Source organism: Rhodobacter capsulatus, from assembly GCF_003254295.1.
Classification (GTDB): domain Bacteria; phylum Pseudomonadota; class Alphaproteobacteria; order Rhodobacterales; family Rhodobacteraceae; genus Rhodobacter; species Rhodobacter capsulatus.
The window spans coordinates 470,608-492,435 of record NZ_QKZO01000001.1 but is presented as its reverse complement, the minus strand read 5'-3'; the positions used below and the strand labels follow the sequence as shown (position 1 = coordinate 492,435).

The 21,828-nt window shown below is 67.6% G+C and carries 20 protein-coding genes; 12 read left to right on the top strand and 8 right to left on the bottom strand.

The window, feature by feature from the left end; all coding sequences use genetic code 11:
• Positions 1 to 6: 6 nt before the first annotated feature.
• Positions 7 to 675, top strand: a complete 669-nt coding sequence (gene msrA / locus LY44_RS02370; protein ID WP_055213180.1) for a peptide-methionine (S)-S-oxide reductase MsrA — start codon at positions 7 to 9, stop codon at positions 673 to 675.
• 87 nt (positions 676 to 762) lie between these two features.
• The gene (locus LY44_RS02365) at positions 763 to 2,178 is read left to right on the top strand and encodes a cytochrome P450 (RefSeq protein ID WP_055213181.1); all 1,416 of its coding nucleotides are present in this window, start codon (positions 763 to 765) and stop codon (positions 2,176 to 2,178) included.
• 6 nt (positions 2,179 to 2,184) lie between these two features.
• Here the strand turns inward: LY44_RS02365 and LY44_RS02360 are convergent, their stop codons facing one another.
• Positions 2,185 to 2,940, bottom strand: coding sequence for a Crp/Fnr family transcriptional regulator (locus tag LY44_RS02360; RefSeq protein ID WP_055213183.1), 756 nt, complete (start codon positions 2,938 to 2,940; stop codon positions 2,185 to 2,187).
• Between the two features lie 194 nt (positions 2,941 to 3,134).
• Between LY44_RS02360 and LY44_RS02355 the strand changes: the two genes are divergently transcribed.
• On the top strand, positions 3,135 to 4,535 hold the full coding sequence (locus LY44_RS02355; RefSeq protein ID WP_055213184.1) for a cytochrome P450: 1,401 nt from the start codon (positions 3,135 to 3,137) through the stop codon (positions 4,533 to 4,535).
• An 11-nt stretch (positions 4,536 to 4,546) separates the two neighbouring features.
• Here LY44_RS02355 and cydC read toward each other — a convergent pair whose 3' ends face one another.
• Positions 4,547 to 6,208, bottom strand: a complete 1,662-nt coding sequence (gene cydC, locus LY44_RS02350; protein ID WP_055213185.1) for a thiol reductant ABC exporter subunit CydC — start codon at positions 6,206 to 6,208, stop codon at positions 4,547 to 4,549.
• Positions 6,205 to 7,950: an ABC transporter ATP-binding protein/permease gene (locus tag LY44_RS02345; RefSeq protein WP_223230706.1), complete on the bottom strand. Its 1,746-nt coding sequence runs from the start codon at positions 7,948 to 7,950 to the stop codon at positions 6,205 to 6,207. Before LY44_RS02345 ends, cydC begins: the two co-directional genes overlap by 4 nt.
• A 106-nt stretch (positions 7,951 to 8,056) precedes the next feature.
• Between LY44_RS02345 and LY44_RS02340 the strand changes: the two genes are divergently transcribed.
• The 6 genes from LY44_RS02340 (at position 8,057) to LY44_RS02315 (ending at position 12,714) form a co-directional block, all read left to right on the top strand.
• Positions 8,057 to 8,761: an energy-coupling factor ABC transporter ATP-binding protein gene (locus LY44_RS02340; RefSeq protein WP_055213330.1), complete on the top strand. Its 705-nt coding sequence runs from the start codon at positions 8,057 to 8,059 to the stop codon at positions 8,759 to 8,761.
• Positions 8,755 to 9,387: an energy-coupling factor transporter transmembrane component T family protein gene (locus tag LY44_RS02335; protein WP_055213187.1), complete on the top strand. Its 633-nt coding sequence runs from the start codon at positions 8,755 to 8,757 to the stop codon at positions 9,385 to 9,387. Before LY44_RS02340 ends, LY44_RS02335 begins: the two co-directional genes overlap by 7 nt.
• A complete protein-coding gene (locus LY44_RS02330) occupies positions 9,377 to 9,949 on the top strand; it encodes a biotin transporter BioY (RefSeq protein WP_055213188.1) in 573 nt (190 codons plus the stop codon). The genes LY44_RS02335 and LY44_RS02330 overlap by 11 nt, the downstream gene beginning before the upstream one ends.
• 183 nt (positions 9,950 to 10,132) lie before the next feature.
• Entirely contained in the window at positions 10,133 to 10,930 is a 798-nt protein-coding gene (locus tag LY44_RS02325) for a UDP-2,3-diacylglucosamine diphosphatase (RefSeq protein ID WP_055213332.1), read from the top strand.
• Entirely contained in the window at positions 10,927 to 12,039 is a 1,113-nt protein-coding gene (locus LY44_RS02320; protein WP_055213190.1) for a ceramide glucosyltransferase, read from the top strand. The genes LY44_RS02325 and LY44_RS02320 overlap by 4 nt, the downstream gene beginning before the upstream one ends.
• Before the next feature lie 3 nt (positions 12,040 to 12,042).
• On the top strand, positions 12,043 to 12,714 hold the full coding sequence (locus LY44_RS02315) for a glycosyltransferase family 2 protein (RefSeq protein ID WP_055213191.1): 672 nt from the start codon (positions 12,043 to 12,045) through the stop codon (positions 12,712 to 12,714).
• Here LY44_RS02315 and LY44_RS02310 read toward each other — a convergent pair.
• The 3 genes from LY44_RS02310 to LY44_RS02300 form a co-directional block, all read right to left on the bottom strand.
• A complete protein-coding gene (locus LY44_RS02310; protein WP_055213193.1) occupies positions 12,711 to 13,919 on the bottom strand; it encodes an ROK family transcriptional regulator in 1,209 nt (402 codons plus the stop codon). The genes LY44_RS02315 and LY44_RS02310 overlap by 4 nt on opposite strands.
• A 151-nt stretch (positions 13,920 to 14,070) precedes the next feature.
• Complete coding sequence (gene ccrA / locus LY44_RS02305; RefSeq protein WP_055213194.1) at positions 14,071 to 15,363, bottom strand: crotonyl-CoA carboxylase/reductase; 1,293 nt, start codon at positions 15,361 to 15,363, stop codon at positions 14,071 to 14,073.
• A gap of 178 nt (positions 15,364 to 15,541) precedes the next feature.
• Entirely contained in the window at positions 15,542 to 15,874 is a 333-nt protein-coding gene (locus tag LY44_RS02300; protein WP_055213196.1) for a hypothetical protein, read from the bottom strand.
• A 209-nt stretch (positions 15,875 to 16,083) separates the two neighbouring features.
• Between LY44_RS02300 and LY44_RS02295 the strand changes: the two genes are divergently transcribed.
• The 3 genes from LY44_RS02295 to LY44_RS02285 all read left to right on the top strand — a co-directional run bounded on the left by LY44_RS02295 (position 16,084) and on the right by LY44_RS02285 (position 20,130).
• A complete protein-coding gene (locus tag LY44_RS02295; protein ID WP_173644539.1) occupies positions 16,084 to 18,057 on the top strand; it encodes a protein meaA in 1,974 nt (657 codons plus the stop codon).
• Between the two features lie 222 nt (positions 18,058 to 18,279).
• Positions 18,280 to 19,821 carry an ATP-dependent DNA helicase gene (locus LY44_RS02290; protein ID WP_055213197.1) on the top strand — a complete coding sequence of 514 codons (1,542 nt, stop codon included), beginning with the start codon at positions 18,280 to 18,282 and terminating at the stop codon, positions 19,819 to 19,821.
• Between the two features lie 72 nt (positions 19,822 to 19,893).
• Complete coding sequence (locus tag LY44_RS02285) at positions 19,894 to 20,130, top strand: Lrp/AsnC family transcriptional regulator (protein ID WP_055213199.1); 237 nt, start codon at positions 19,894 to 19,896, stop codon at positions 20,128 to 20,130.
• Positions 20,131 to 20,151: 21 nt separating this feature from the next.
• Here LY44_RS02285 and LY44_RS02280 read toward each other — a convergent pair whose 3' ends face one another.
• Entirely contained in the window at positions 20,152 to 20,910 is a 759-nt protein-coding gene (locus LY44_RS02280; RefSeq protein WP_055213200.1) for a TIGR02186 family protein, read from the bottom strand.
• On the bottom strand, positions 20,907 to 21,827 hold the full coding sequence (locus tag LY44_RS02275) for a sulfite exporter TauE/SafE family protein (RefSeq protein ID WP_055213202.1): 921 nt from the start codon (positions 21,825 to 21,827) through the stop codon (positions 20,907 to 20,909). Before LY44_RS02275 ends, LY44_RS02280 begins: the two co-directional genes overlap by 4 nt.
• Position 21,828: the final 1 nt, after the last annotated feature.

Below are 21,828 nucleotides of genomic sequence, written 5' to 3'. Positions count from 1 at the left end.
CGCCCCATGCGCCGCCTTGTTCTTGCCCTTGCGCTTGCCCTTGCGCCCCCCGCCTTTGCCGAGGAATTCCGGGTGATCCCGCCGCCAGCCGTGGATGCGGCGGCGATGACCGGCCCGGAAACCGCGATCTTCGCAGGCGGGTGTTTCTGGGGCGTGCAGGGGGTGTTTCAGCATCTGAACGGCGTGATCAGCGCCACTTCGGGCTATGCGGGCGGCACGGCGGCGACGGCCCGTTACGATCAGGTCTCGGGCGGCGACACCGGCCATGCGGAAGCCGTGCAGGTGGTCTTCGACCCGAAGCAGATCAGCTATGGCGAGCTCTTGCATGTGTTCTTTTCCGTTGCGCATGATCCGACGCAGCTCAATCGGCAGGGCCCCGATGTCGGGCCGCAATACCGCTCGGCGCTGTTTCCCGTGACCGAGGATCAGGCAAGGATCGCGAAAGCCTATATCGACCAGCTGGGCCGCGCCCGGGCCTTTGAGGCCGCCATCGTCACGCAGCTGGACCCCGGCGCCGCCTTTTACCCGGCCGAGGCCTATCATCAGAACTTCCTGAGCCTGAACCCCGACCACCCCTATATCGTCACGGTGGACAGGCCGAAAATCGCCGCGCTGGAGCGGATCTTCCCGGCCGAGTGGCGGGCCGAGCCCGTGCTGCTGCCTGTCGCCGACTGAGATCGCAGCATCGACTTGACGATGGTCACCAAGCCTGCGCCTGCTTCATGCCACAAGGGGCCGAAGCAGGCCAAGGTGAGAGACCCGATGAAAGACGCCGCCGACCGTTCCGCCGAAGCGCCGCAATGCCCCTTTGCGCATCGCCGCCCGGTCAAGCCCGCGCCCCGGCCCGAGCGCGTCGGCCCGCGCGATTTCTTCCGCCTGATCCGCCAGGACATCCTGGCCGTGCAACCCGCCCGGATGTTCCGCGCCTGGATGGCCGAATTCCATTCGCCCTTCTTCACCTCGTTCCTGTGCAACGACCCCGATCTGGTCGATCTGATCCTGACCCGCCGCCCCGAGGATTTCCCGAAATCGCTGCGCCTTTTCGAGGGGCTGACGCCGCTTCTGGGCCATTCGATCTTCATCACCAACGGCCCGGAATGGGAACGGCAACGCCGGATCATCGACCCGGCCTTTGACGGCGGCCGCACCAAGGACGTGCTGCCCGCGATGTGGGATGCGGCCCTGTCTGGCGTCGAGCGGCTGAAACCGCTCGCCGATGGCCGCCCCGTCGATGTCGAGGGCCAGGCCAGCCATATCGCGCTGGATGTGATCTTCCGCACGCTCTTTTCGATCCCGGTCGAGAACGCGACGGCGAATGCGGTTTTCGATGCTTTCCGCGCGCATCAGGCCTCGCGGCCGATGGTGAACACGGGGACCTTGTTCAGCCTGCCGCGCTGGCTGCCGCGGCTGCGCTTTGGTGCGACGGCGAAGACGGCGAAACAGATCCGCGGCTTCATTTCCGGTCTTGTCGAGGCCCGCGCGGCCGAGATCGCCGCGGGCACCGCGCCTGATGATCTGGCGACGCGGATCATGACCACCCCCGACCCCGAGGATGGCAAGTGCTTCAGCCCGGGCGAGATGGTCGATCAGGTCGGCATCTTCCTTTTGGCCGGGCACGAGACCGGGGCGGCGGCGCTGGCCTGGTCGCTGTACCTGATGGCGCTTTACCCGGAATGGCAGGACCGTCTGGCCGAGGAAGCCGAGGCGGTGATCGACATCGAAAAGATCTATGCCTCCTCGGTGCCGCGGCTGAAACTGGCCCGCGCGGTGTTTCGCGAATCGATGCGGCTTTACCCGCCGGTGCCGATGTATCTGCGCGAGGCCGTGCAGGAAGAGACCTTCCGTGGTCGCAAGGTGCCCAAAGGCGCGCTGGTCGTGGTCAGCCCCTGGCACCTGCACCGGCACGAGCGGATCTGGAAGGACCCGGACGATTTCGACCCCACGCGCTGGGACACGCCCGAGGGGCGGGAAAGCTCGCGTCTGGCCTATGTGCCGTTCTCGGCCGGGCCACGGGTCTGCCCCGGGGCGGGTTTTGCCATGGCCGAGGGGCCGCTGCTTCTGGCGATGATGCTGAAGCATTTCCGCGTCGCGCTGGTGCCCGGGCGCGAGCCGATGCCGGTGGCGCAGCTGACCGTGCGCGGTCGCGACGGGATCTGGCTGGCGCTGAGCCCGCGCTGAGCGATCTCAGCGCAGCCGTTGCACCAGCAGCCGGACCTCTTCGCGTTCGGCGTCGGAGCATTGCGCCATCAGATCGCCCGGAACCCGCATGCAGACCTCGCGGCCGGAAAAGCGGAACACGCCGTCTTCCTCCAGCCGCTTGATCAGCCGCGACATGGTTTCCCGCTGCACCCCGATCAGATCGGCGAGGTCAGAGCGCGTCATCGGCAACTGCATCCGCATCTCGGCGCCGATGCGGGCGCCATGCCGCGCCATCAGCCAACCGAGCAACTGTTCCAGCCGGTCCTTGTTCGAGGTGGTGGCCGCCGCGATGATCCGCGCATGGCTGCGGTCGATTTCCGCCACGGCCCGCACCATCAGCCGCTCCATGATCGCGGGACTGTTGCGCAGAAGCTTTTCCGCGCTGCCCCGCGCCACGGTGCAGACCCGCGCGGGCATCAAGGCCCGCGCCTCGGTCTGGTGCTCGCCATGGCTCAGGAAGGAGCGGAAGCCGACGATCTCGCCCGGATAGGCGAGCCGCATCAGCGTCGAGGAGCCGTCGGGATTGTGGCTGCGCAGCGCGATCAGCCCCTTCGAGATGCAAAAGACGCCCTTGTTGCGGCTGCCCTGTTCAAACAGAACCTCGCCCGCGGCGACATCGCGGCGGGAAAAGCCGCAGGCCAGCACCGAGACGCCGCCAAGGCCCACCGGGTTCCACAGGCTCTTTTCGTAAAAGAGGCACTTCCCGCAGGGATGCGCCGGGGTGTCGAGGGCGTCGAGCATGGACGAACGGCCTTTGCGGCGGAGTGGGGTCGCGTGACTTTACGCGTCTTTCCCGGCGCGGGCGAGTGCGACCCAAGGTATCACGGGGCGGACAAGGGCAATTTCCTGTGATAGCCGTCACTGACAAGCCCGAAACCTCTCCGGATACCCGACCGATGGCCCCGAGCCCCCAGATGCAGAACCGGAGTGCGCCGATGACCGATGAAACCGCCGCCGCGCCGCCCGCAGTGACCCTGCCGCCGAAACCGCAGGCGCGCGCGGGCAAGGTCTCGCTTCTGGAATATCTGCGGCTGTTTCAGCGCGACATCCTTTCGGCGCAGCCCGCGCATCTTTACCGGGCCTGGATGGCCGAGATGAAGACGCCGTTCTTCCGGTCCTTCCTGTGCAACGAGCCCGAGCTGGTGCATCGCGTCCTGCGCGGCTCGCCGCATGAGTTCCCCAAGTCCGAGCGCATCCGCTTTGGCCTGAAGCCGCTTTTGCGCGACTCTGTCTTCATCACCAACGGCGCGCTTTGGGAACATCAGCGCCGCATCATCGACCCGGCTTTCGAGGGCGGCAGATTGCGCGAGGTTTTCCCCGCGATGTGGGACAGCGGCGTCGCGGCGGTCGACCGGCTGCGGGCGAAAGCCGATGGGCAACCGCTGGAGATCGAGGCGGAAACCAGCCATGTGGCGATGGATGTGATCTTCCGCACGATGTTCTCGATGCCGATCGAGCATGAGATCGCGCAGGCGGCCTTTGAAGGGTTCCGCGCCCATCAGGCGGCGCATCCGGTGGCCAATCTGGCGGCGATCCTGCCCTTGCCGAAATGGGTCCCCGGTTTCCATTCGAAACAGACGCGCGACACTGCCCGGGCAATCCGGGCGCTGATCGGGCAGCTGGCGCGGATGCGGGCGGGGGAGATCGAGAACGGCACTGCGCCCGACGATCTGGCGACGAAGATCATGACGACGCCCGACCCGGAAACCGGCCGGGTCTTCGAGACCGAAGAGATGGTCGATCAGGTGGCGATCTTTTTCCTGGCCGGGCACGAGACCTCGGCCGCGGCGCTGGCCTGGTCGCTTTATCTGCTCGCTACCCATCCCGACTGGCAGGAGAAACTGGCCGTCGAGGCGACCGAGGTTCTGGGCGATGGCGTGCCGGTGTTTTCCATCGTCAACCGGCTGAAACTCTCGCGCGCGGTGTTCCGCGAGGCGATGCGGCTTTACCCGCCGGTGCCGATGTTCGTGCGCGAAGCCGCCTGCCCGATGACCTTCCGCGGGCGGAAGGTCAAAAAGGGGGCGCAGATCATCGTTTCCCCCTGGCACCTGCACCGGCATGAACGGATCTGGGACAACCCGGACGCTTTCGACCCCGGCCGCTGGGAGACGGAGAACGGCAAGGCCGGGCTGCGCGACGCCTATGTGCCGTTTTCCGAGGGGCCGCGGGTCTGCCCCGGCGCGGCTTTCGCCATGGCGGAAGGGCCGCTTTTGCTGTCGATGTTCCTGCGCGCCTTCCGGTTTGATCCGGTCCCGGGCGCGGTGCCGATGCCGGTGGCGCATCTGACGGTGCGGTCCGATGCCGGGATCAGGCTGACACTGACCCCCCGCAGCTGAGCGGGGGCAGGTCACTCGGCCAGATGCAGCACCCGGTCGGCCAGATCGGCATCGGGGCTGCGGTGGCTGACGAAAACGATCCCGGTTTCCGGCAAGAGCTTGCGGATGCCCTGCAGCGTCGCCGTGGCCGTCGGCGCATCCAGCCCCTCGGTCGGCTCGTCCAGAAGCAGCACCTTGGGGCGGCGCAACAGCGCCCGCGCCAACGCCAGCCGCTTCGCCTGACCGCCCGAAAGCCCCGATCCATGCGGTCCGAGAGCCGTCGCCAGACCCTCGCGCGCCTGCAGCGGCCCGGCCAGATCGACCGCCTCCAGCACCTGCCAGAGCTGCGCCTCGTCGACCGGCTGTCCCTCGGGCAGGGCCAGCGCCAGGTTCTCGGCCACGGTCCCCGCCATCAGCGCCGAGCGTTGCGGCACCAGCGTCAGCCAGGAGCGCAACAGCTCCTCGGACCAATCCGCAAGCGCCACGCCCGAGAGCAGGATCTGCCCCGAGACCGGCGCCGTCAGCCCGGCGAGCGTGGCCAGAAGCGTCGATTTTCCGACCCCTGAAGGGCCGGTGATCAGCAGCGTCTCGCCGCGGATCAACTCAAAGCTGACCGGCCCGAAACTGTCGCGCTGCGCGCCGGTGCGGCGGTGGCGCAGGTCGGTCACACTCAGCAGCGGTTTTTCCGGCAAGGGCAGCGGCACCACCTGCGGATCGGGCCGCGGCGGCGTGTCGGTCAGGCGCAGAACCCGTTCGGCGGCGCCCTGCATCCGACCCCATTCGGCCAGACCCCGGCGCAGCGCGCCCAGACTTTCGGCCAGCGCCAGCGCGACGAAAAACCCGATCGCGGCGCGGGCGGGAGAGATCAGCCCGGCCTCGGCGGCACTGCCGCCCAGATAAAGCGCGGCGGCGGCGGCACTGCCCACCGTCAGCGCCAGCGCAGAGGAGGATTGCCGTTCAATGTCATCGAGCCGGTTGCGCGCGGTTTCCTCGGCGGTCACGGCCTCCAGCGCCACCCCGGTCAGCCGGTCGAGCGCCCCCGCCACCGCCAGATCGGCGCGGTTGCGCATCAGATCAAGCCCCGCGGCGCGCAGCCCCTGCAGCCCGGCCTCGGCCTCGGCGGCGGGGCGATGCGCGATGCGGGCGGTCACGACCAGAACCAGCGTGCCGCCCAGCGCATAGATCAGCGCCACGGCCAACGCGGCGGCGGGCGTGACCAGAAACCAGATCGCCAGCGTGCCCGCCGCCAGCCCCGCCACAGCGGCGGAAAGCGGCAGCACCAGGCGCAGCATCAGCCCGTCGAGCGCGTCGATATCCGAGGTGATGCGGTTGAGCGCCTCGGCGCCGCGCAGGCGCGATTGCACCTCATGCGGCAGCCGGGTGATCCCGGCATAGACCGCGCTGCGCATCCCCGCCAGCGCGCGCAAAGTGGCGTCATGGGTCAGAAGACGCTCGCCATAGCGCGCCATCGCCCGGCCCAGCGCCAGAAACCGCACCCCGGCCGAGGGGCGGAAGAAATCGAAGCCGATGACCCCGGCGATGCCCGCGGCGGCGGCGGCGGTGACGAACCAGCCCGACAGGCCCAGAAGGGCGACGCCCATCACCAGCACCGTCACCATCAGTGCAAGGCCGCGCAGAAAGGCGGTGCGTTCGGCCTCTGACAGACGCCGTGCCAGACGGAAAAGCGCGATCATGTCCGGTCCTCCGCATCGTGACCCAGGGTGATGACGCGATCCATCGCGGCGATCACGGCGGGGTCATGGCTGGCAATCAAGAGCGCCGCGCCGCCATCGCGCAGTGCCATCAGCCCGGCCAGAACCGCCTGCGCCGTTTCGGCATCCAGATCGGCGGTGGGCTCGTCGGCCAGGATCAGATGCGCCTGGGCGTGATGGGCGCGCGCCAGCATCAGCCGCCGCGCCTCGCCGCCCGAAACCCCGCCGCCGATGTCGCCGAGCGGCGTTGCCAGCCCCTCGGGCAGGGCGGCGATGATTTCCTCGGCATGGGCGGCCCGCAACGCCGCGGCAAGATCGCCCGGACGGCCGAGCGTGATCGCCTCGGACAGCGGCGCGGCGATGAATTGCGGCGCCTGCGGCAGCCAGCCCATCCCCGCCCGGATCGCATCGGCGCTGTCCTCGGCCAGCACGGTTTCGCCCCAGCGGATTTCGCCCGCATCGGGACGGATCAGCCCGGCGAGCGCGGCGATCAGCGTCGATTTCCCCGCCCCCGAGGGGCCGGAAATCGCCACGGCCTCACCGGGCGCGACCTGCCCGTCGGGCAGGGCGATCGGCGCCGCCCCGGGGCCCGGCCGCAGCGCGAGCCCCGCCCAGGACAGAACCGCGGGCGGCAGCGCCTTGGCCGCAGCGCCCGTGCCCATGATCTGGCCTTCTTCGGACAGCATCGCCTTGGCGGCCTTGAGTTCGCCCGCGACGGCAAAGGCCGAGGCCCGGTCATGCCAGGCCGCGGCCAGATCGCGCATCGGCTGAAACATGTTCGGCGCCAGCATCAAAAGGAAGATCCCCCCGGCCGGATGCAGCGGCGTGCCCCAGGAGCCCCAGGTGATCTCGCCCAGCAGGTTGAAGCCGACGTAAACCGCGACCAGCGCCACGCCCAGCGCGGAAAAGAGTTCGAGCACGGTCGAGGACAGGAAGGCCACCGTCAGCACCTTCATCGTCCGCGCCCGCAGGATATGGAACACGATCGACAATTCGCGCCCCGCCCGGGCCTCGGCGCCCAGCAGCCGCAGATCGGCGCTGGCGGCGATGCGGTCGGCCAGCGTGCCGTTCAGCGTGCCCAGATGCGCCATCTGCCGCTCGGACGCCTGCTGCGCCGCCATCCCGATCAGCGCCATGAAGACCGGGATCAGCGGCCCGGCGATCAGGAAGATCACCGCCACGACCCAGGAGAGCGGCGCCACCAGCGCCAGAAATACGATCGGCACGATGCGCGAGCGGGTCATCGCCGGGGTGAAGCGCGAGACATAGGGGCCAAGCAGCGCCAGTTTCTCGCCCGCAAGGCTGGCCAGCTGCGCCGGGGCAAGGCCGGTGGCGCGGGCGTCCAGCCGCGCCGCCTCGGTCAGCAGCCGGGCGCGTTCGGCCGCCACCAGCGTCGTCGCGGCGTGGTTGGCGCGGGCCTGCGCCGCAGCGTCAAGCCCCGCGCGCAGCAGCATCACGAAGACGAAGCCCAAGGCCGCCTGCGGCACGCTCAGGCTGGCGGGCGGGGCGACAAGCCCCCCCAAAGCCAGCGCGACCAGCGCCGCCTGCGCCGCCCAGAGCACTTCGGAAAGCGAGGCCAGCATCCCGGCCGAGCGCAGCTGCTTCGATACCGGGGCGGTCAGGCGGGCCAGTTCGGCCTTGGCGTCAGCGGGGGAAAGACAGGTTTCGGTCATCGAGCCTTCGGTCTTGGGCCTTGCGAGGCGATGGGTCAGGATCGGCGACATGATTCCGCCCACCACGGCCAGCCTTATCACCCCCGTCGCGCAATCGCCACCGCTTCGCGGTTGACCTTGCGGCGCCAAGCGGGCAAGGCAGCAGCCGGAGGCCATGATGCAGGCAATCGATATCGGACATGTGACGCTGGACCGCGACGGGACCGAGGTGTTTTCCGACCTGACCCTGCGCCTGACCGAGCGGCGCATCGGCATCGTCGGGCGCAATGGCGCGGGCAAATCCTCGCTGATCCGGCTGATCACCGGGCTGGTGGCGCCGCAAAAGGGCCGGGTGATGGTGAATGGCGTCGATGTCGCCGCCGACCGCGCCGGGGCGCTGGGCACGGTGGGGCTGTTGTTCCAGAACCCCGATCATCAGATCATCTTTCCGGTGGTGCGTGACGAGATCGCCTTCGGGCTGGAGCAGAAGGGGTTGAAACGCGCCGCGGCGCTGGCCCGGGCCGAGGCCGTTCTGGCGGCGCAGGGGCGCGCGGACTGGGGCGACCGGCTGTGCCACACGCTCTCGCAGGGGCAGCGCCAGCTTCTGTGCCTGATGTCGGTCCTGGCGATGGAGCCGGACTGGATCCTGTTCGACGAGCCGTTCAACGCGCTTGACCTGCCCACCGCGCTTGCGATCGAGGCGCGGATCGCGGGGCTGGCGCAAAATGTCGTGCTGGTGACGCATGACCCGTCGCGGCTGAGCGGGTTTGACCGCGTCCTGTGGCTGGAGGCCGGCCGGATCGAGGCCGACGGCCCGCCCGCCGAGGTGCTGCCGCGCTACATCGCGGCGATGCAGGCGCTGGCGCGCGAGGGCGCATGCTGAGCCTGGCGCTGCCTTATCGCACCTGGGCGCATCGGCTGCCCGCGGCGGTGAAATTCGGCCTGCTCGCCGTGGCGATGATCGCCCTGATGCGGATCGGCAGTCTGGCGGGGCAGGGGGCGGCGGTGCTGGTCGTGGCCGCCCTGACCGCCAGCCTCGGCCGCGGGGCGATCCGGCAAAGCCTGGTGACGTTGCGTCCGCTGGTCTGGATCGTGGCGGTGATCCTGCTCTGGGACACGGCGCAGGGGCGTTTTCAGCTGGGGGTTGTGTTCGGCCTGCGGGTGCTGGCGATGGTCGGTCTGGCCAATCTCGTCACCCTGACGACGCCGCTGCCCGAGATCGTGGCGCTGATCGAATGGCTGGCGCAACCGCTTGCGCGGCTTGGGATTTCCCCGCGTGTCCCGGCGATTTCGGTGGCTTTGGTGATCCGCTTCGTGCCGGTCCTGCGCGCCCGTCACGACATTTTGGCCGAGGCCTGGCGGGCCCGCTCCGCCCGCAAGCCGCGGATGAAACTCCTTGCGCCATTGACGTTTTCGCTGCTTGACGATGCGGATCATATGGCCGATGCCTTGCGCGCACGCGGTGGATTGGCCCTGCCGCGCAAAGGGAGAGACACAGTTGGAACGTAACGTGACCCTGATCGGGCTTTTCGCCGCGCTGATCGTCGCGCTTGGCTTCGTGCCCGCGATTCCGCTGGGCTTTGGCGTGCCGATCACGCTGCAGTCGCTGGGCGTGATGCTGGCGGGCGCGGTGCTGGGCAGCTGGCGTGGCGCGCTGGCGGTGCTTCTGGTGCAGGCGCTGGTGGCGATCGGCCTGCCGGTGCTGGCGGGCGGCCGCGGCGGCCTTGGCATCTTCGTCGGCCCGACCGCGGGCTTCCTGATCGGCTGGCTTCCGGCCGCCTTCGTCACCGGCCTGATCGTCGAGCGCCTGCGCCGCGTTCCGGTCGCCCTTGCCGCCGGGATCGGCGCGACGCTGGGCGGGATCGTTATCATGTATGCGCTGGGCATCCTTGGCTTCTGGCTGGTGAAGAACGCCGGGCTGAACCCCGGGGACGCGCCGATGAGCCTTTGGGCCGCGACGCTGATCATGGCGCCCTTCATCCCGGGCGATCTGATCAAGGTGGTGGTGACGGGGCTGGTCGCGCGCACCATCGCGCAATACCGCCCCTCGGCGCTGCTCGCCCGCGGCTGAGTCCGAAGCGGACCTAAATCCGCCCGAAGCGCCCGCGCGTCGGGCTTTTCAAGCGCTTTGCCCGGGAATGCGACAGCCTGTCGCTGCATTGCGGCGCCGCGTCATGAAATCTTCGTGAAGCTGCAACGGAAGCGTCGTTCCCGGTTGTTGATAGTGCAAACGCATCGACAACGGGGAATGATCATGTTCGACGCTTCCGCTACCCGTCTGCGCCGTCGTTACCGCAGCCTCTTTCTGTCCGATCTGCATCTGGGGGCGCGGGGGTGCCGCGCCGCCGAGATCCTCGCGTTTCTGGACAGTGTCGAGGCCGAGACGATCTATCTTGTCGGCGATATCCTCGATGTCTGGCACCCCGGCCGGGTGCATTGGGGCGGGCTGCAGGATGCGATCTGGACCGAGCTGGGCAACCGCGCCAACACCGGCACCCGCGTCGTCTATCTGCCCGGCAACCATGATGCGCCGCTGCGCGAGATCGCGACCGGCCGCTTCGACCGCTTCGAGCTGACCGACAGCCTGACCCATGTCGCCGCCGACGGCACCCGCTATCTGGTGCTGCACGGCGATCAGGTCGATGCGCGGATCTTCCGCTTTCATGTCATGACCCGGATCGGCTCGCGGCTCGATGCCGCGCTGCGCGCGGTCGATCACGCCCTGCGCGGGCTGCGGCCCTCGGCTAAGCGCGGGATCTTCGAATGGGCGATCTGCGGCGTCAATGCGCTGATGATGGTCGGCAACGGTTTTGAAAAGCGTCTGGCCGCGATGGCGGTCACGACCGGGCACGACGGGGTGATTTGCGGTCACTTCCACAAGGCGGCGCTGCGGCAAAGCGGCCCGATCACCTATGCCAATTGCGGCGATTGGGTCGACAGCCGGACCGCGCTGGTTGAAACCTTCGAGGGCGCACTCCAACTTGTGGAATGGCGCGCCGAGGTCGAAGCCGCCCCGGTCCGCCAGGGTCTGATGGAAGAGGTGGACGCATGATCGCCGAAACGCTCGCCGGGTTTGCCGGTCTGGCCGCTGCCCTGCATGTCGCCTCTGCCGCGCTGACCGCCTGGCGCTATCGCGGCCCCGCGCCGACCGTCCTGCCCGCCAACCCGCCGCTGGTGACGCTTCTGCGTCCGGTCTGCGGGCTGGACACGCATGATGCCGAAACCCTGCGCTCCTCCTTTGAACTCAGCTATCCGAACCTCGAAATCATCTTCTGCGCCGCGGTCGAGGACGACCCCGCCGTGGCGCTGTTGCGCGCCCTGATTGCCGAGTACCCGCAGGCGCGGGCGCAGCTCTTGATTGGCGAGGACCGGATCACCGGTAACCCCAAGCTCAACAATCTGCAAAAGGGCTGGACCGCGTCGCGGGGCGAAATCGTCGCAATGGCGGATTCGAACCTGCTGTTGCCGCGCGATTACATCGAGCAGATCCTCGCCACCTTCCGCCCCGATACCGGGCTGGTCACCTCGCCCCCCGTGGGCATCCGCGCCGAGGGGCTCTGGGCGGCGCTGGAATGTGCCTTTCTGGACGGGTTTCAGGATCGCTGGCAGCTGGCCGCGGACAGCCTGGGCAACGGTTTCGCGCAGGGCAAGACACTGGCGTGGCGGCGCGACGTGCTGGAAAACGCGGGCGGTCTGGTGGCTTTGGGCCGCGATCTGGCCGAAGATGTCGCCTCGACCAAGGCAGTGCGGGCGCAGGGGCTGAAGGTGCGGCTGACGCGGCGGGCCTTTACCCAGCCGATCGGCAAGCGCAGCTTTGCCGCGGTCTGGAAGCGGCAGTTGCGCTGGGCGCGGGTGCGGCGCGACGGGTTCCCGGCGCTCTTTGCCGCGGAAATCCTGCTGGGGCCCTTCGTGCCGCTGGCCGCGCTGATCCCGGCGCTCGGCCTTTGGACGGCGGCGCTGGCGCTGCCTTTCCTCGCGCTCTGGTATGGCGTCGAGGTGGCGATGAACCGCGTCGCGGGCTGGCCTGCGCGGCGGATCGACATCCTCGCCATGGTGCTGCGCGATCTTTTGCTCGCCCCGCTCTGGGTCGCCACCTGGCGGTCGCGCGGGTTTGAATGGCGCGGCAACGCGCTCGCGCCCGGGCAGGAAGCGAAGGTGTAGGCCATGGGCGTTTCCTGCATCATCCCCGCTTATAACGAGGCCCCGCGCATCGCCGCCGTGCTGCAGAGTGTCGTCGGCCATCCGCTGATCGACGAGGTGATCGTCGTCGATGACGGCTCAAGCGACGGCACCGCCGCAGTGGCGGCGCAGGTGCCGGGCGTGCGGCTGATCCGGCAAAGCCCGAACCGGGGCAAGAGCTGGGCGGTTTCGGTCGGCATCGAGGTGGCCCGCCACGAGCTGATCCTGCTTCTGGACAGCGATCTGCTGGGACTGGCGCCCGAGGCGATTGCCGCGCTGATCGACCCGGTGCAATCCGGGCGGGCCGATGTGGCGATCTCGCTGCGCGGCAATGCGCCCTGGCCGTGGCGGCTGATCGGGCTGGATTACATCTCGGGCGAGCGGGTTCTGCGCCGGGCGCTGATCGGCGATCCGCAGGCGCTGCGGGCGCTGCCGCGCTTCGGGCTGGAAATGCACCTGAACCGCCGTCTGATCGCGGCGCGGGCGCGGCTGGCCATCGTGCGCTGGCCCGGGGTGGCCAGCCCCTGGAAAGGTGCCAAACGCGGTCGTCTGGCCGGGATCCGGGCCGATATCCGCATGCTGGCCGACATGTTCGGCACCGTGCCGCTGCATCGCGCCATCGGGCAGATCGTGGCGATGCGGGGCCTTGCGGCCTAGTCGCGATCGGGCACGTCGGGCAGCGCGGCGAATTCGACCAGAAACTTCGCCGAAAGCGGCAGGCTTGCTGCGCCCAGCGCGCGGGCCTGCGGCCCCGCCGTGCCCGCCAGGATCCGCGGCCGCGCCATCCCCGACAGGTCGATGCGATCCAGTTCCGCCTCGATCGCCGCGATCAGCCGGGCCCGCAACCGCTCCGGCAGCCAGCCGTCGATCACCATCGCCTGCAGATCGCACAGGGCCCCCGCCGAGGCCGCGACATGGGCCAGCCCCTTGGCCGCCTCGGCCAGCCAGGGGGCGACGATCTCTTCGTCCAATTCCCAATCCGGGGCGGATTCCCACAGAAACGCCCCGCTTTGCCCGCGCGCCGCCAGCGCCCGTTCCAAAGCCGAAAGCGAGGCCACCTCGACCAACTGCCGCGCGCCGCCCTTGCCGTCAGGCACCGGGGTCGAGGCCAGCGCCCCGGCATTGCCGCTGTGCCCGGCAAACATCGAGCCGCCCAGAACCAGCCCGCCGCCGACGAAGAAGCCGAGGAAGGCATAGACGAAATCCTTCGGCAGGCGGCCCTTGCCGAAAACCAGTTCGGCATTGCAGGCGGCCGAGGCGTCGTTTTCCAAAAGCACCGGCCAGGGCATTTCCAGCGCCAGCTCGGCGCGGATATCGCGGTGACGCCAATCGTCCATCGCGTTGAAGGCAAGGCCAAGCGTGCCCGCCCAGTCCCAGAGCTGGAACGGCAGGCCGATGCCAAGCCCTTGAATCCGCTTGTGCAAATCCTCGGGCAGCGGTTCGGTCAATGCGCTGACCGAGCTGCGGGCAAAGTCCAGCACGCCATCGGGCGTCGGGTAGTCATGCCGCATCACCTGCGCGCCGCGGACCTGCCCCAGAAAGTCGATCAGCACCATCTCGGTCCGGCGCCGCCCGACCTTGAGGCCCAGAAACAACGCGCCTTCGGGCGCCAACGACATCGGCACCGTGGGCTGGCCGACCTTGCCGCGCACCGGCGCCTGACGGGTCAGAAGCCCGGCGGCTTCAAGCCCGCGCATGATCACCGACACGGTCTGCGCCGAAAGCCCGGTCAGCCGCGCGATTTCGGATTTCGCCAGCGCGCCGTGACGGCGGATCAGCGACAGCACCAGCCGTTCGTTGCGCGCCCGCATCGCCGAATGGTCGGTGCCGATCTTCGCGCTGTCCGTCTCGTCCCTGACCATCCGTTGCACGATTGCCCCCCGCTTCGTCCAAGCATGACGCGCAGGACGGCGCCGGTCAAGGAATACCTAAACAATGTTGATTTAACGCATGGCAGACATGCAAAACCCGCGCCACGGGGGGCGCGGGTTTCACAAGCGTTTCGGAGGAAACTTATGCTTTCGGACCGGCTTCCAGCGCGTCCTCAAACGTGCGCAGTCCGGTCGTGGGCGCCTGCACCAGCACCGCCATGTTGCCCGGCTTGTGCTGGTTGCGCAGCATTTTCGTATGCGCCTTGGGGATTTCGGCCCAGGGGAAGACCTCGGACATGCAGGGGTCGAGCCGCCGTTCCAGCATCAGCCGGTTCGCCGAGGCCGCCTGCTTCAGATGCGCGAAGTGGCTGCCCTGCAGACGCTTCTGGTGCATCCACATGTAGCGCACGTCAAAGGTGCAGTTGAAGCCCGAGGTGCCGGCGCAGATCACCACCATGCCGCCCTTTTTGCAGACAAGCGAGCTGACCGGGAAGGTCGCTTCGCCCGGATGCTCGAACACCATGTCGACGTTCACGCCCTTGCCGGTGATGTCCCAGATCGCCTTGCCGAACTTGCGCGCCTCTTTCAGCCAGTCGTTGTATTCCGGCGTGTTGACCTTGGGCAGCTGGCCCCAGCACTTGAAATCCTTGCGGTTGATCACGCCCTTGGCACCCAGCCCCATGACAAACTCGCGCTTGTCCTCGTCCGAGATCACCCCGATCGCATTGCCGCCCGCCGCGTTGATCAGCTGGATCGCATAGCTGCCCAGCCCGCCCGAAGCGCCCCAGACCAGCACGTTCTGACCGGGCTGCAGGTCATGCGGCGCATGGCCGAACAGCATCCGGTAGGCGGTGGCCAGCGTCAGCGTGTAGCAGGCCGATTCCTCCCAGGTCAGGTGCTGCGGACGCCGCATCAGCTGCTGCGCCTGCACCCGGGTGAACTGGGCGAAACTGCCGTCATGGGTTTCGTAACCCCAGATCCGCTGGCTGGGCGAGAACATCGGATCGCCGCCGTTGCATTCCTCGTCGTCGCCGTCGTCCTGGTTGCAGTGGATCACCACCTCGTCGCCGACCTTCCAGCCCTTGACCTTGGAACCGACCTTCCAGACGATCCCCGACGCATCCGAGCCCGCGATGTGATAGGGCTGCTTGTGGCCGTCAAACGGCGAGATCGGCACGCCAAGCCCCGCCCAGACGCCATTGTAGTTCACGCCCGCGGCCATCACCAGCACCAGCACCTCGTGGCTGTCGATCTCCCAGGTCGGCACGACCTCGACCTGAAACGACTGCTCGGGCTCGCCGTGACGCTCGCGGCGGATCGCCCAGGCGTACATGTTCTTCGGCACATAGCCGAGCGGCGGCATCTCGCCGATTTCGTAAAGGTCTTTCTCGGGCGCCTCATAAGGCGCGATGCCGGTGTTCTGATCGAGGGCCATCAGCGTCTCCTGTTTTCGCCGCGGTGCAGAATCAGCGCGGGGTCCGAGGAGTAAATAAACTTGGCTACGCAACAATGCAATTGGTGACGTTAGGTTTTTGTAATTTTATGACCGAGCGGGCGCAGCATTATCGAGACAGACGGCCGCACCCAGGGCGCGGCCGCCGGGGCCCGAGGGCTCAGTTGTAAGTGAAGGTGCTGACTTCGCAGACGTTCACGTTCTGGCGCACCAGCTCGTCGCCGTCTTCGAAGACCGCCTTGAAGTCGAACTTGCAATAGCCCGAGTCGTCGTCGAAATTGATGTCGACCGACGCGCCCGAGGGCAGCACGTCCTCGCCGAGAATGTCTTCCTCCCAATTTTCGGAGCCGGTGTTCGAGCCGTAGAATTTCACCATGGTGAACCCGGTGTTGTTCACGACCGTCACATGACGGTTCAACGCCCAACCCGGCGAGGCAATCGACCCCACGACGGCCGCAAAGGCCAGCGCAGTCACAAGTCTTTTGTGCAACATGTTCGTCCCCCTGTGTGGATGGCCTAACGCGCCATCGCGGCAAGGATGATAGAAACGTGATCGGCGGCAAGCGCCGTGTTGCAAGGCCGCGCAGATTTTCCGTCCGCATCTTGCCGCACTGCGGCGAATTGACAGGGACACATTCTTTCGCCTATCAGGTCTTTCAAAGCAACATTCTTGCGAAACCAGAATCGACGCCGGAGGCCGCCATGACCGAGACGATGAAGCCCAAGAAGGATCACCCCTGGCTGTTCCGCACCTATGCGGGTCACTCGACGGCGGCGAAGTCGAACGCGCTTTATCGCACCAACCTGGCCAAGGGGCAGACGGGTCTGTCGGTGGCCTTCGATCTGCCGACGCAGACGGGCTATGACAGCGACCACGTGCTGGCGCGCGGCGAGGTGGGCAAGGTCGGCGTGCCGGTCTGCCATCTGGGCGACATGCGCACGCTCTTTGACCAGATCCCGCTCGAGCAGATGAACACCTCGATGACGATCAACGCCCCGGCGCCGTGGCTGCTCTCGCTTTACATCGCGGTGGCCGAGGAGCAGGGCGCCGATGTTTCGAAGCTGCAGGGCACGGTGCAGAACGATCTGGTCAAGGAATATCTGTCGCGCGGCACCTATATCTGCCCGCCGAAACCGTCCCTGACGATGATCACCGACGTCGCGGCCTATACGGCGCAGAACCTGCCGAAATGGAACCCGATGAACGTCTGTTCCTATCACCTGCAGGAAGCGGGGGCGACGCCGGAACAGGAGCTGGCCTTTGCGCTGGCCACCGGCATTGCGGTGCTCGATGACCTCAAGGGCAAGGTTCCGGCGGCGGAATTCCCGGCGATGGTGGGGCGGATTTCCTTCTTCGTGAACGCGGGGATCCGCTTCGTCACCGAGCTGTGCAAGATGCGCGCCTTCACCGAGCTGTGGGACGAGATCTGCCGCGAGCGCTACGGCATCGCCGAGGAAAAATACCGCCGCTTCCGCTACGGCGTGCAGGTGAACAGCCTGGGCCTGACCGAGCAGCAGCCGGAAAACAACGTCTACCGCATCCTGATCGAGATGCTTGCCGTGACGCTGTCGAAGAATGCCCGCGCGCGGGCGGTGCAGCTGCCCGCCTGGAACGAGGCGCTGGGCCTGCCGCGGCCCTGGGATCAGCAATGGTCGCTGCGCATGCAGCAGATCATGGCCTATGAGACCGACCTGCTGGAATATGGCGATCTGTTCGACGGCAATCCGGTGGTGACGGCGAAGGTCGAAAGCCTGAAGGCGGGGGCGCGGCAGGAGCTCGAAACCCTCGATGCGATGGGGGGCGCGATTGCCGCGATCGATTACATGAAGGCGCGTCTGGTCGACAGCAACGCCGCCCGCGTCGGCAATATCGAGACCGGCGAGACCACGATCGTGGGCGTGAACCGCTGGACCGAGGCCGAGCCCTCGCCGCTGGTGGGGTCGGATGGCGGCATCATGACTGTCGATCCGGCGGTGGAGGCCGATCAGATTGCCCGGCTGCAGGCCTGGCGGGCGTCGCGCGATGCGGTGGCGGTGGCGGTGGCGCTGGAACAGCTGCGTGCCGATGCGGCGGCGGGCAAGAACATCATGCCGGCCTCGATCGCGGCGGCGAAGGCCGGGGCGACGACCGGCGAATGGGCGGGGGTGATGCGCGCCGTGCATGGCGAATATCGCGGGCCCACCGGGGTCTCGCGCAGCCCGTCGAACCGGACCGAGGGGCTCGATGACATCCGCGCCGCGGTCGATGCGGTGTCGTCGAAACTGGGGCGGCGGCTGAAATTCCTGGTCGGCAAGCCGGGGCTTGACGGGCATAGCAACGGCGCCGAGCAGATCGCCTTCCGCGCCCGCGATTGCGGGATGGACATCACCTACGAGGGCATCCGCCTGACGCCCGAGCAGATCGTGACCCAGGCCGCCGCCGAAGAGGTACATGTGATCGGCCTCTCGATCCTGTCGGGCTCGCATCTGCCGCTGATCTCCGAGGTGATGGAACGGATGCGCGCGGCGGGGCTTGACCATATTCCGGTCTGCGTCGGCGGCATCATCCCCGAGGAAGATGCGGTCAAGCTCAAGGAAATGGGCGTGGCCCGGGTCTATACGCCGAAGGATTTCGAACTGAACCGGATCATGATGGACATCGTTGCGCTTGCGACCCCGGAGACGGTCGCGGCCTGAGCCGTGGAAGCGGGGGCGCTGCCCCCCAGGGCTGCCACGGGCAGCCCGTTCGACGGGGCAAGCGTTCCCTGGACGCTTGCTCGATCCCGTCTCACCCCGAGGTATTTGGGGCAAGATGAAACAAGCCCCATTCATCTTGCGTCAAATACCTCCGCCGGAGGCTCCCACCGCGGGTGATTTCGTGCCTTTCGAAAGCCGGGCGTGCCGTGTAGGGTCGCGGCCATGAGCCTGCCTGCCACCGTCACCTTTTCCGAAGATCAGGCCGAAGCCTGGGATGCCGTCGCTGCTGCGCTGGAACGCGCGGGGGTCGATCTTGTCGATGGCACGGTGATGCCCGAGGGCGGCGAGCCCTCGGTGATGGCGGTGATCGGCAAGGCGGGCTCGGGCAAGACCCTGCTTTTGGCCGAGCTTTACAAGGCGCTGGAGGCCACGGGGGTCGAGCTTGTCTCGGGCGATTGGGAGGGCAAGCGGCGCAAGGACCGGCGCACGCTGGCGATCCTGGCGCCGACGAACAAGGCGGCTTCCGTCCTGCGTTCGCGCGGCGTGCCCGCGACCACCATTCACCGCATCCTTTATACCCCCGTCTATCATCCGGAATATGAGGCGATCGCGGAATGGCTGGCGGGGCAGGGCGAGCGGCCGAACCTCGACCTGTTGCGCATCGAGGGGCTGACCGATCTGGCGCTCGACCGGGCGAAGGCGTTCTACGAGACCAACAAGTCGATCCCCGGGGCCTTGGCCGCGGCGGGGCTGCGCGGGTCGGATTTCATCTCGGGCTGGAAGCGGCGCGAAGACCCGCTCGACATCGGTTTTGTCGATGAAGCCTCGATGCTGGACGAACGCCAGTTCGACGATCTGAAGGAGATCTTCCCGACGCTGGTTCTGTTTGGCGATCCGGCGCAGCTCGCGCCGGTGAACCAGTCCGGCCACATGAGTTTCGAACGCCTGCCCGAGGCTTCGGTGCATGCGCTGCACCGCATCCACCGGCAGGCCGATGACAACCCGATCCTCGATCTGGCCCATGCCTTGGCCGACGAGAGCCTTGATTTCTACACTTTTGAGCGGATGGTCGAAGAGGCGGCGCGGCGCGATCCGCGGGTGGTCCGGGCCGAGCGGGTGGAAAGCGATCTGATGGCGCGCTCGCCGGTGCTGGTCTGGCGCAATGCCACCCGCATCCGGCTCATTCAGGCCTTCCGCAATGCCCATGGCGCCCCCGCCGATGCGCTGTTGCCCGGGGAACCGCTGATCTGCGACGGGATCGAATTGCCGCTCAAGCATCGCAAGAAGCGTATCGACCTTGAGGCCCGCGGTCTGATCAAGGGGGCGCAAGTGATCTATCTTGGTCCCGGCCGCAAGCCCGGCTTTTCGCGGCTGCATGTGATCGGCGCCGAGGATCCGCGGCTGTCCGCCGCCTCGATCGTGAAGATCGAGATGCCGGACGAGGAAGAGCCCTTCATCCCCTTTGCCGCGCGGATGGGGGCGACCTTCCTGCATGGCGCCGCCGTCACCATCCACAAGGCGCAGGGCAGCCAATGGCCCGATGTGCAGGTCTTCGCCCCCGACATCTATGCTGCCTTCCGCACCGGGCGCAGCGAGGCCGGGATCGCGCTGTGGAAGCGGCTCGCTTATGTGGCGATCACCCGGGCGGAACACCGGCTCTTGTGGATCACCAAGTCGATGCTGGCGCGGCCCTCGGCGCCCTTGGGCATCGACGATCTGCCCAGTGCCGCCGCGGCGCTGACGCTTGCCCCCGAGGAAGAGTGAGGCTTTTCCTTTCCGGCGTCCGCGCCTAATCTGGCTGCAACCCCAATCTGCCCCGCCCCATGGAGGCCCGCGATGCGTTGCGTTTTCGTCCAGTTCCGTTGCCAGCCCGGCAAGACCTATGCCGTGGCCGATGCCATCTATGAACGCGAGGTGGTGAGCGAGCTTTATTCCACCTCGGGCGAGTTCGACCTGATCGCCAAGGTCTATATCCCGGAAGAGGCCGATGTCGGCCATTGGCTGAACGAAAAGCTGTTCGGCATCGAGGGCATCGCCCGCACCCTGACGACGATGACGTTCAGGGCGTTCTGAAGGCAGGGCGTTCCGAAACGGTCAGGAATTGCGGATCAGCCGGAACGCCGCCGCCGCCGCCCAGCCCGCAAAGATCGCCAGCCCCAGCGACAGAAGCCCATAGGCCAGCGGCTGTTCGCGCGACAGGACATAGGTGAAGCGTTCCAGCCCGATCCGGCGCACCTTGATCGGCGCCCAGGTCTGGTCGATCACCCGGCCCTCGCGCAGAAGATACATGCGGGCGGTGTAATCGCCCTCGATCAGGTTCGCGGGCAGGTCGAAATCGGCCCGAAACAGCGTGTCCGCCGCCAGCGTCACCGCGCGTTCCGAAACCGTATAGGCCCCCGACCCCGCGCGCAGCCGCAACAGCGCCTCGGCGAAGGGGCGGCCGTCGCTGCGGCCGAGCGGCCCGGCATAGGCCTCCACCGCGACGGGCACGGAAATGCGTTCCTTCGCATCCGTCTCGGGCGCCAGGATGCGGTCGAGCGGCGCCGAGGAGGCGACGGCATAGAAGCTGGGCACCGAGTCGATCACCATCTTGTCGCTGTTGACCCAGATCCCCATCTCGCGGGTCTTGCGCCGGACGGTGACCTTTTGCGGCGGGCCTTCCAGGGTGACGATGACGCCCAGCGGGCCGTCGGGCTCGGGGGCGGCGCGTTTCACCGCGCCGAAGATCAGGATCGAAGAGCCGTCAAAGGCGGTGGTGATGCCGATATTGTCGGCGCTGATGCCCGCCACGACCCGCTCGGCCCGGGCGGGCAGGGTCAGCAGGAGCAGCAGCAGGAGCGCGCGCAGGATCATCGCGAGGCCCCCGTCTGCAGGCTGTAAAGCTCGGAGGGCGGCAAGACCAGATCAAGGCCAAGTTTCAGCGCGACGGCCAGCACCAGCAGCGCCAGCAGGATGCGCAGCTGTTCCGCCTTCAGCTTCGCGCCAAGGCGGGTGCCGATCTGCGCGCCGACGACGCCGCCGACGATCAGCAAAAGCGCCAGCATCACATCGACCGACTGGTTGGTGATCGCATGCAAGAGCGTGGTGAAGGCCGAGACGATCAGGATCTGAAACAGCGAGGTGCCGATCACCACCTTGGTCGGCATGCCGAGCAGGTAGATCATCGCGGGCACCATGATGAAGCCGCCGCCCACCCCCATCACCGCGGCCAGCACGCCGACGGCCATGCCGATGACGAAGGGCGGAATGACCGAGATGTACAGCCCCGAGGTGCGAAACCGCATCTTGAAGGGCAGCCGGTGCACCAGCTTGCGGCTTTGATCGCGGGGCCGCACCGCCCCGGGGCGATTGGCGCGGCGCAGGGCACGGATCGATTCCTGCAGCATCATCGCCCCGATGCCGCCCAGAAACACGACATAGGCCAGCTGCACCGCCAGATCGACCTGCCCCAATCGGGTCAGCCAGTTGAAGACAAGGATGCCAAGCCCCGAGCCGAGGATCCCCCCCGCCTGCAGCACCATCCCCATCGGCACATCGACCGCCTTGCGCCGGAACTGCGCCAGCACCCCCGAGACCGAGGAGGCGACGACCTGATTGGCCCCCGTGGCCACGGCGACGGTGGGCGGAATGCCGATGAAGAACAAAAGCGGCGTGATGATGAAGCCGCCGCCGACGCCGAAAAGGCCGGACAGCAGCCCGACAAGGCCGCCCAGACCCAGCAACAGGAAGAGGTTGACCGATACCTCGGCGATGGGGAGGTAGATCTGCATG

What these genes read in the sequence shown, in the direction of transcription:
- ccrA (WP_055213194.1), bottom strand. Translation starts at nt 15,363, where the DNA reads ATGGCCCTCGATCAGAACACCGGCATCGCGCCTTATGAGGCGCCCGAG.
- LY44_RS02280 (WP_055213200.1), bottom strand. Translation starts at nt 20,910, where the DNA reads ATGATCCTGCGCGCGCTCCTGCTGCTGCTCCTGCTGACCCTGCCCGCC.
- msrA (WP_055213180.1), top strand. Translation starts at nt 7, where the DNA reads ATGCGCCGCCTTGTTCTTGCCCTTGCGCTTGCCCTTGCGCCCCCCGCC.
- LY44_RS02365 (WP_055213181.1), top strand. Translation starts at nt 763, where the DNA reads ATGAAAGACGCCGCCGACCGTTCCGCCGAAGCGCCGCAATGCCCCTTT.
- LY44_RS02300 (WP_055213196.1), bottom strand. Translation starts at nt 15,874, where the DNA reads ATGTTGCACAAAAGACTTGTGACTGCGCTGGCCTTTGCGGCCGTCGTG.
- LY44_RS02335 (WP_055213187.1), top strand. Translation starts at nt 8,755, where the DNA reads ATGCTGAGCCTGGCGCTGCCTTATCGCACCTGGGCGCATCGGCTGCCC.
- LY44_RS02345 (WP_223230706.1), bottom strand. Translation starts at nt 7,950, where the DNA reads ATGTCGCCGATCCTGACCCATCGCCTCGCAAGGCCCAAGACCGAAGGC.
- LY44_RS02310 (WP_055213193.1), bottom strand. Translation starts at nt 13,919, where the DNA reads ATGGTCAGGGACGAGACGGACAGCGCGAAGATCGGCACCGACCATTCG.
- LY44_RS02290 (WP_055213197.1), top strand. Translation starts at nt 18,280, where the DNA reads ATGAGCCTGCCTGCCACCGTCACCTTTTCCGAAGATCAGGCCGAAGCC.
- LY44_RS02315 (WP_055213191.1), top strand. Translation starts at nt 12,043, where the DNA reads ATGGGCGTTTCCTGCATCATCCCCGCTTATAACGAGGCCCCGCGCATC.
- LY44_RS02340 (WP_055213330.1), top strand. Translation starts at nt 8,057, where the DNA reads ATGCAGGCAATCGATATCGGACATGTGACGCTGGACCGCGACGGGACC.
- LY44_RS02275 (WP_055213202.1), bottom strand. Translation starts at nt 21,827, where the DNA reads ATGCAGATCTACCTCCCCATCGCCGAGGTATCGGTCAACCTCTTCCTG.
- LY44_RS02285 (WP_055213199.1), top strand. Translation starts at nt 19,894, where the DNA reads ATGCGTTGCGTTTTCGTCCAGTTCCGTTGCCAGCCCGGCAAGACCTAT.
- cydC (WP_055213185.1), bottom strand. Translation starts at nt 6,208, where the DNA reads ATGATCGCGCTTTTCCGTCTGGCACGGCGTCTGTCAGAGGCCGAACGC.
- LY44_RS02295 (WP_173644539.1), top strand. Translation starts at nt 16,084, where the DNA reads ATGACCGAGACGATGAAGCCCAAGAAGGATCACCCCTGGCTGTTCCGC.
- LY44_RS02320 (WP_055213190.1), top strand. Translation starts at nt 10,927, where the DNA reads ATGATCGCCGAAACGCTCGCCGGGTTTGCCGGTCTGGCCGCTGCCCTG.
- LY44_RS02325 (WP_055213332.1), top strand. Translation starts at nt 10,133, where the DNA reads ATGTTCGACGCTTCCGCTACCCGTCTGCGCCGTCGTTACCGCAGCCTC.
- LY44_RS02355 (WP_055213184.1), top strand. Translation starts at nt 3,135, where the DNA reads ATGACCGATGAAACCGCCGCCGCGCCGCCCGCAGTGACCCTGCCGCCG.
- LY44_RS02360 (WP_055213183.1), bottom strand. Translation starts at nt 2,940, where the DNA reads ATGCTCGACGCCCTCGACACCCCGGCGCATCCCTGCGGGAAGTGCCTC.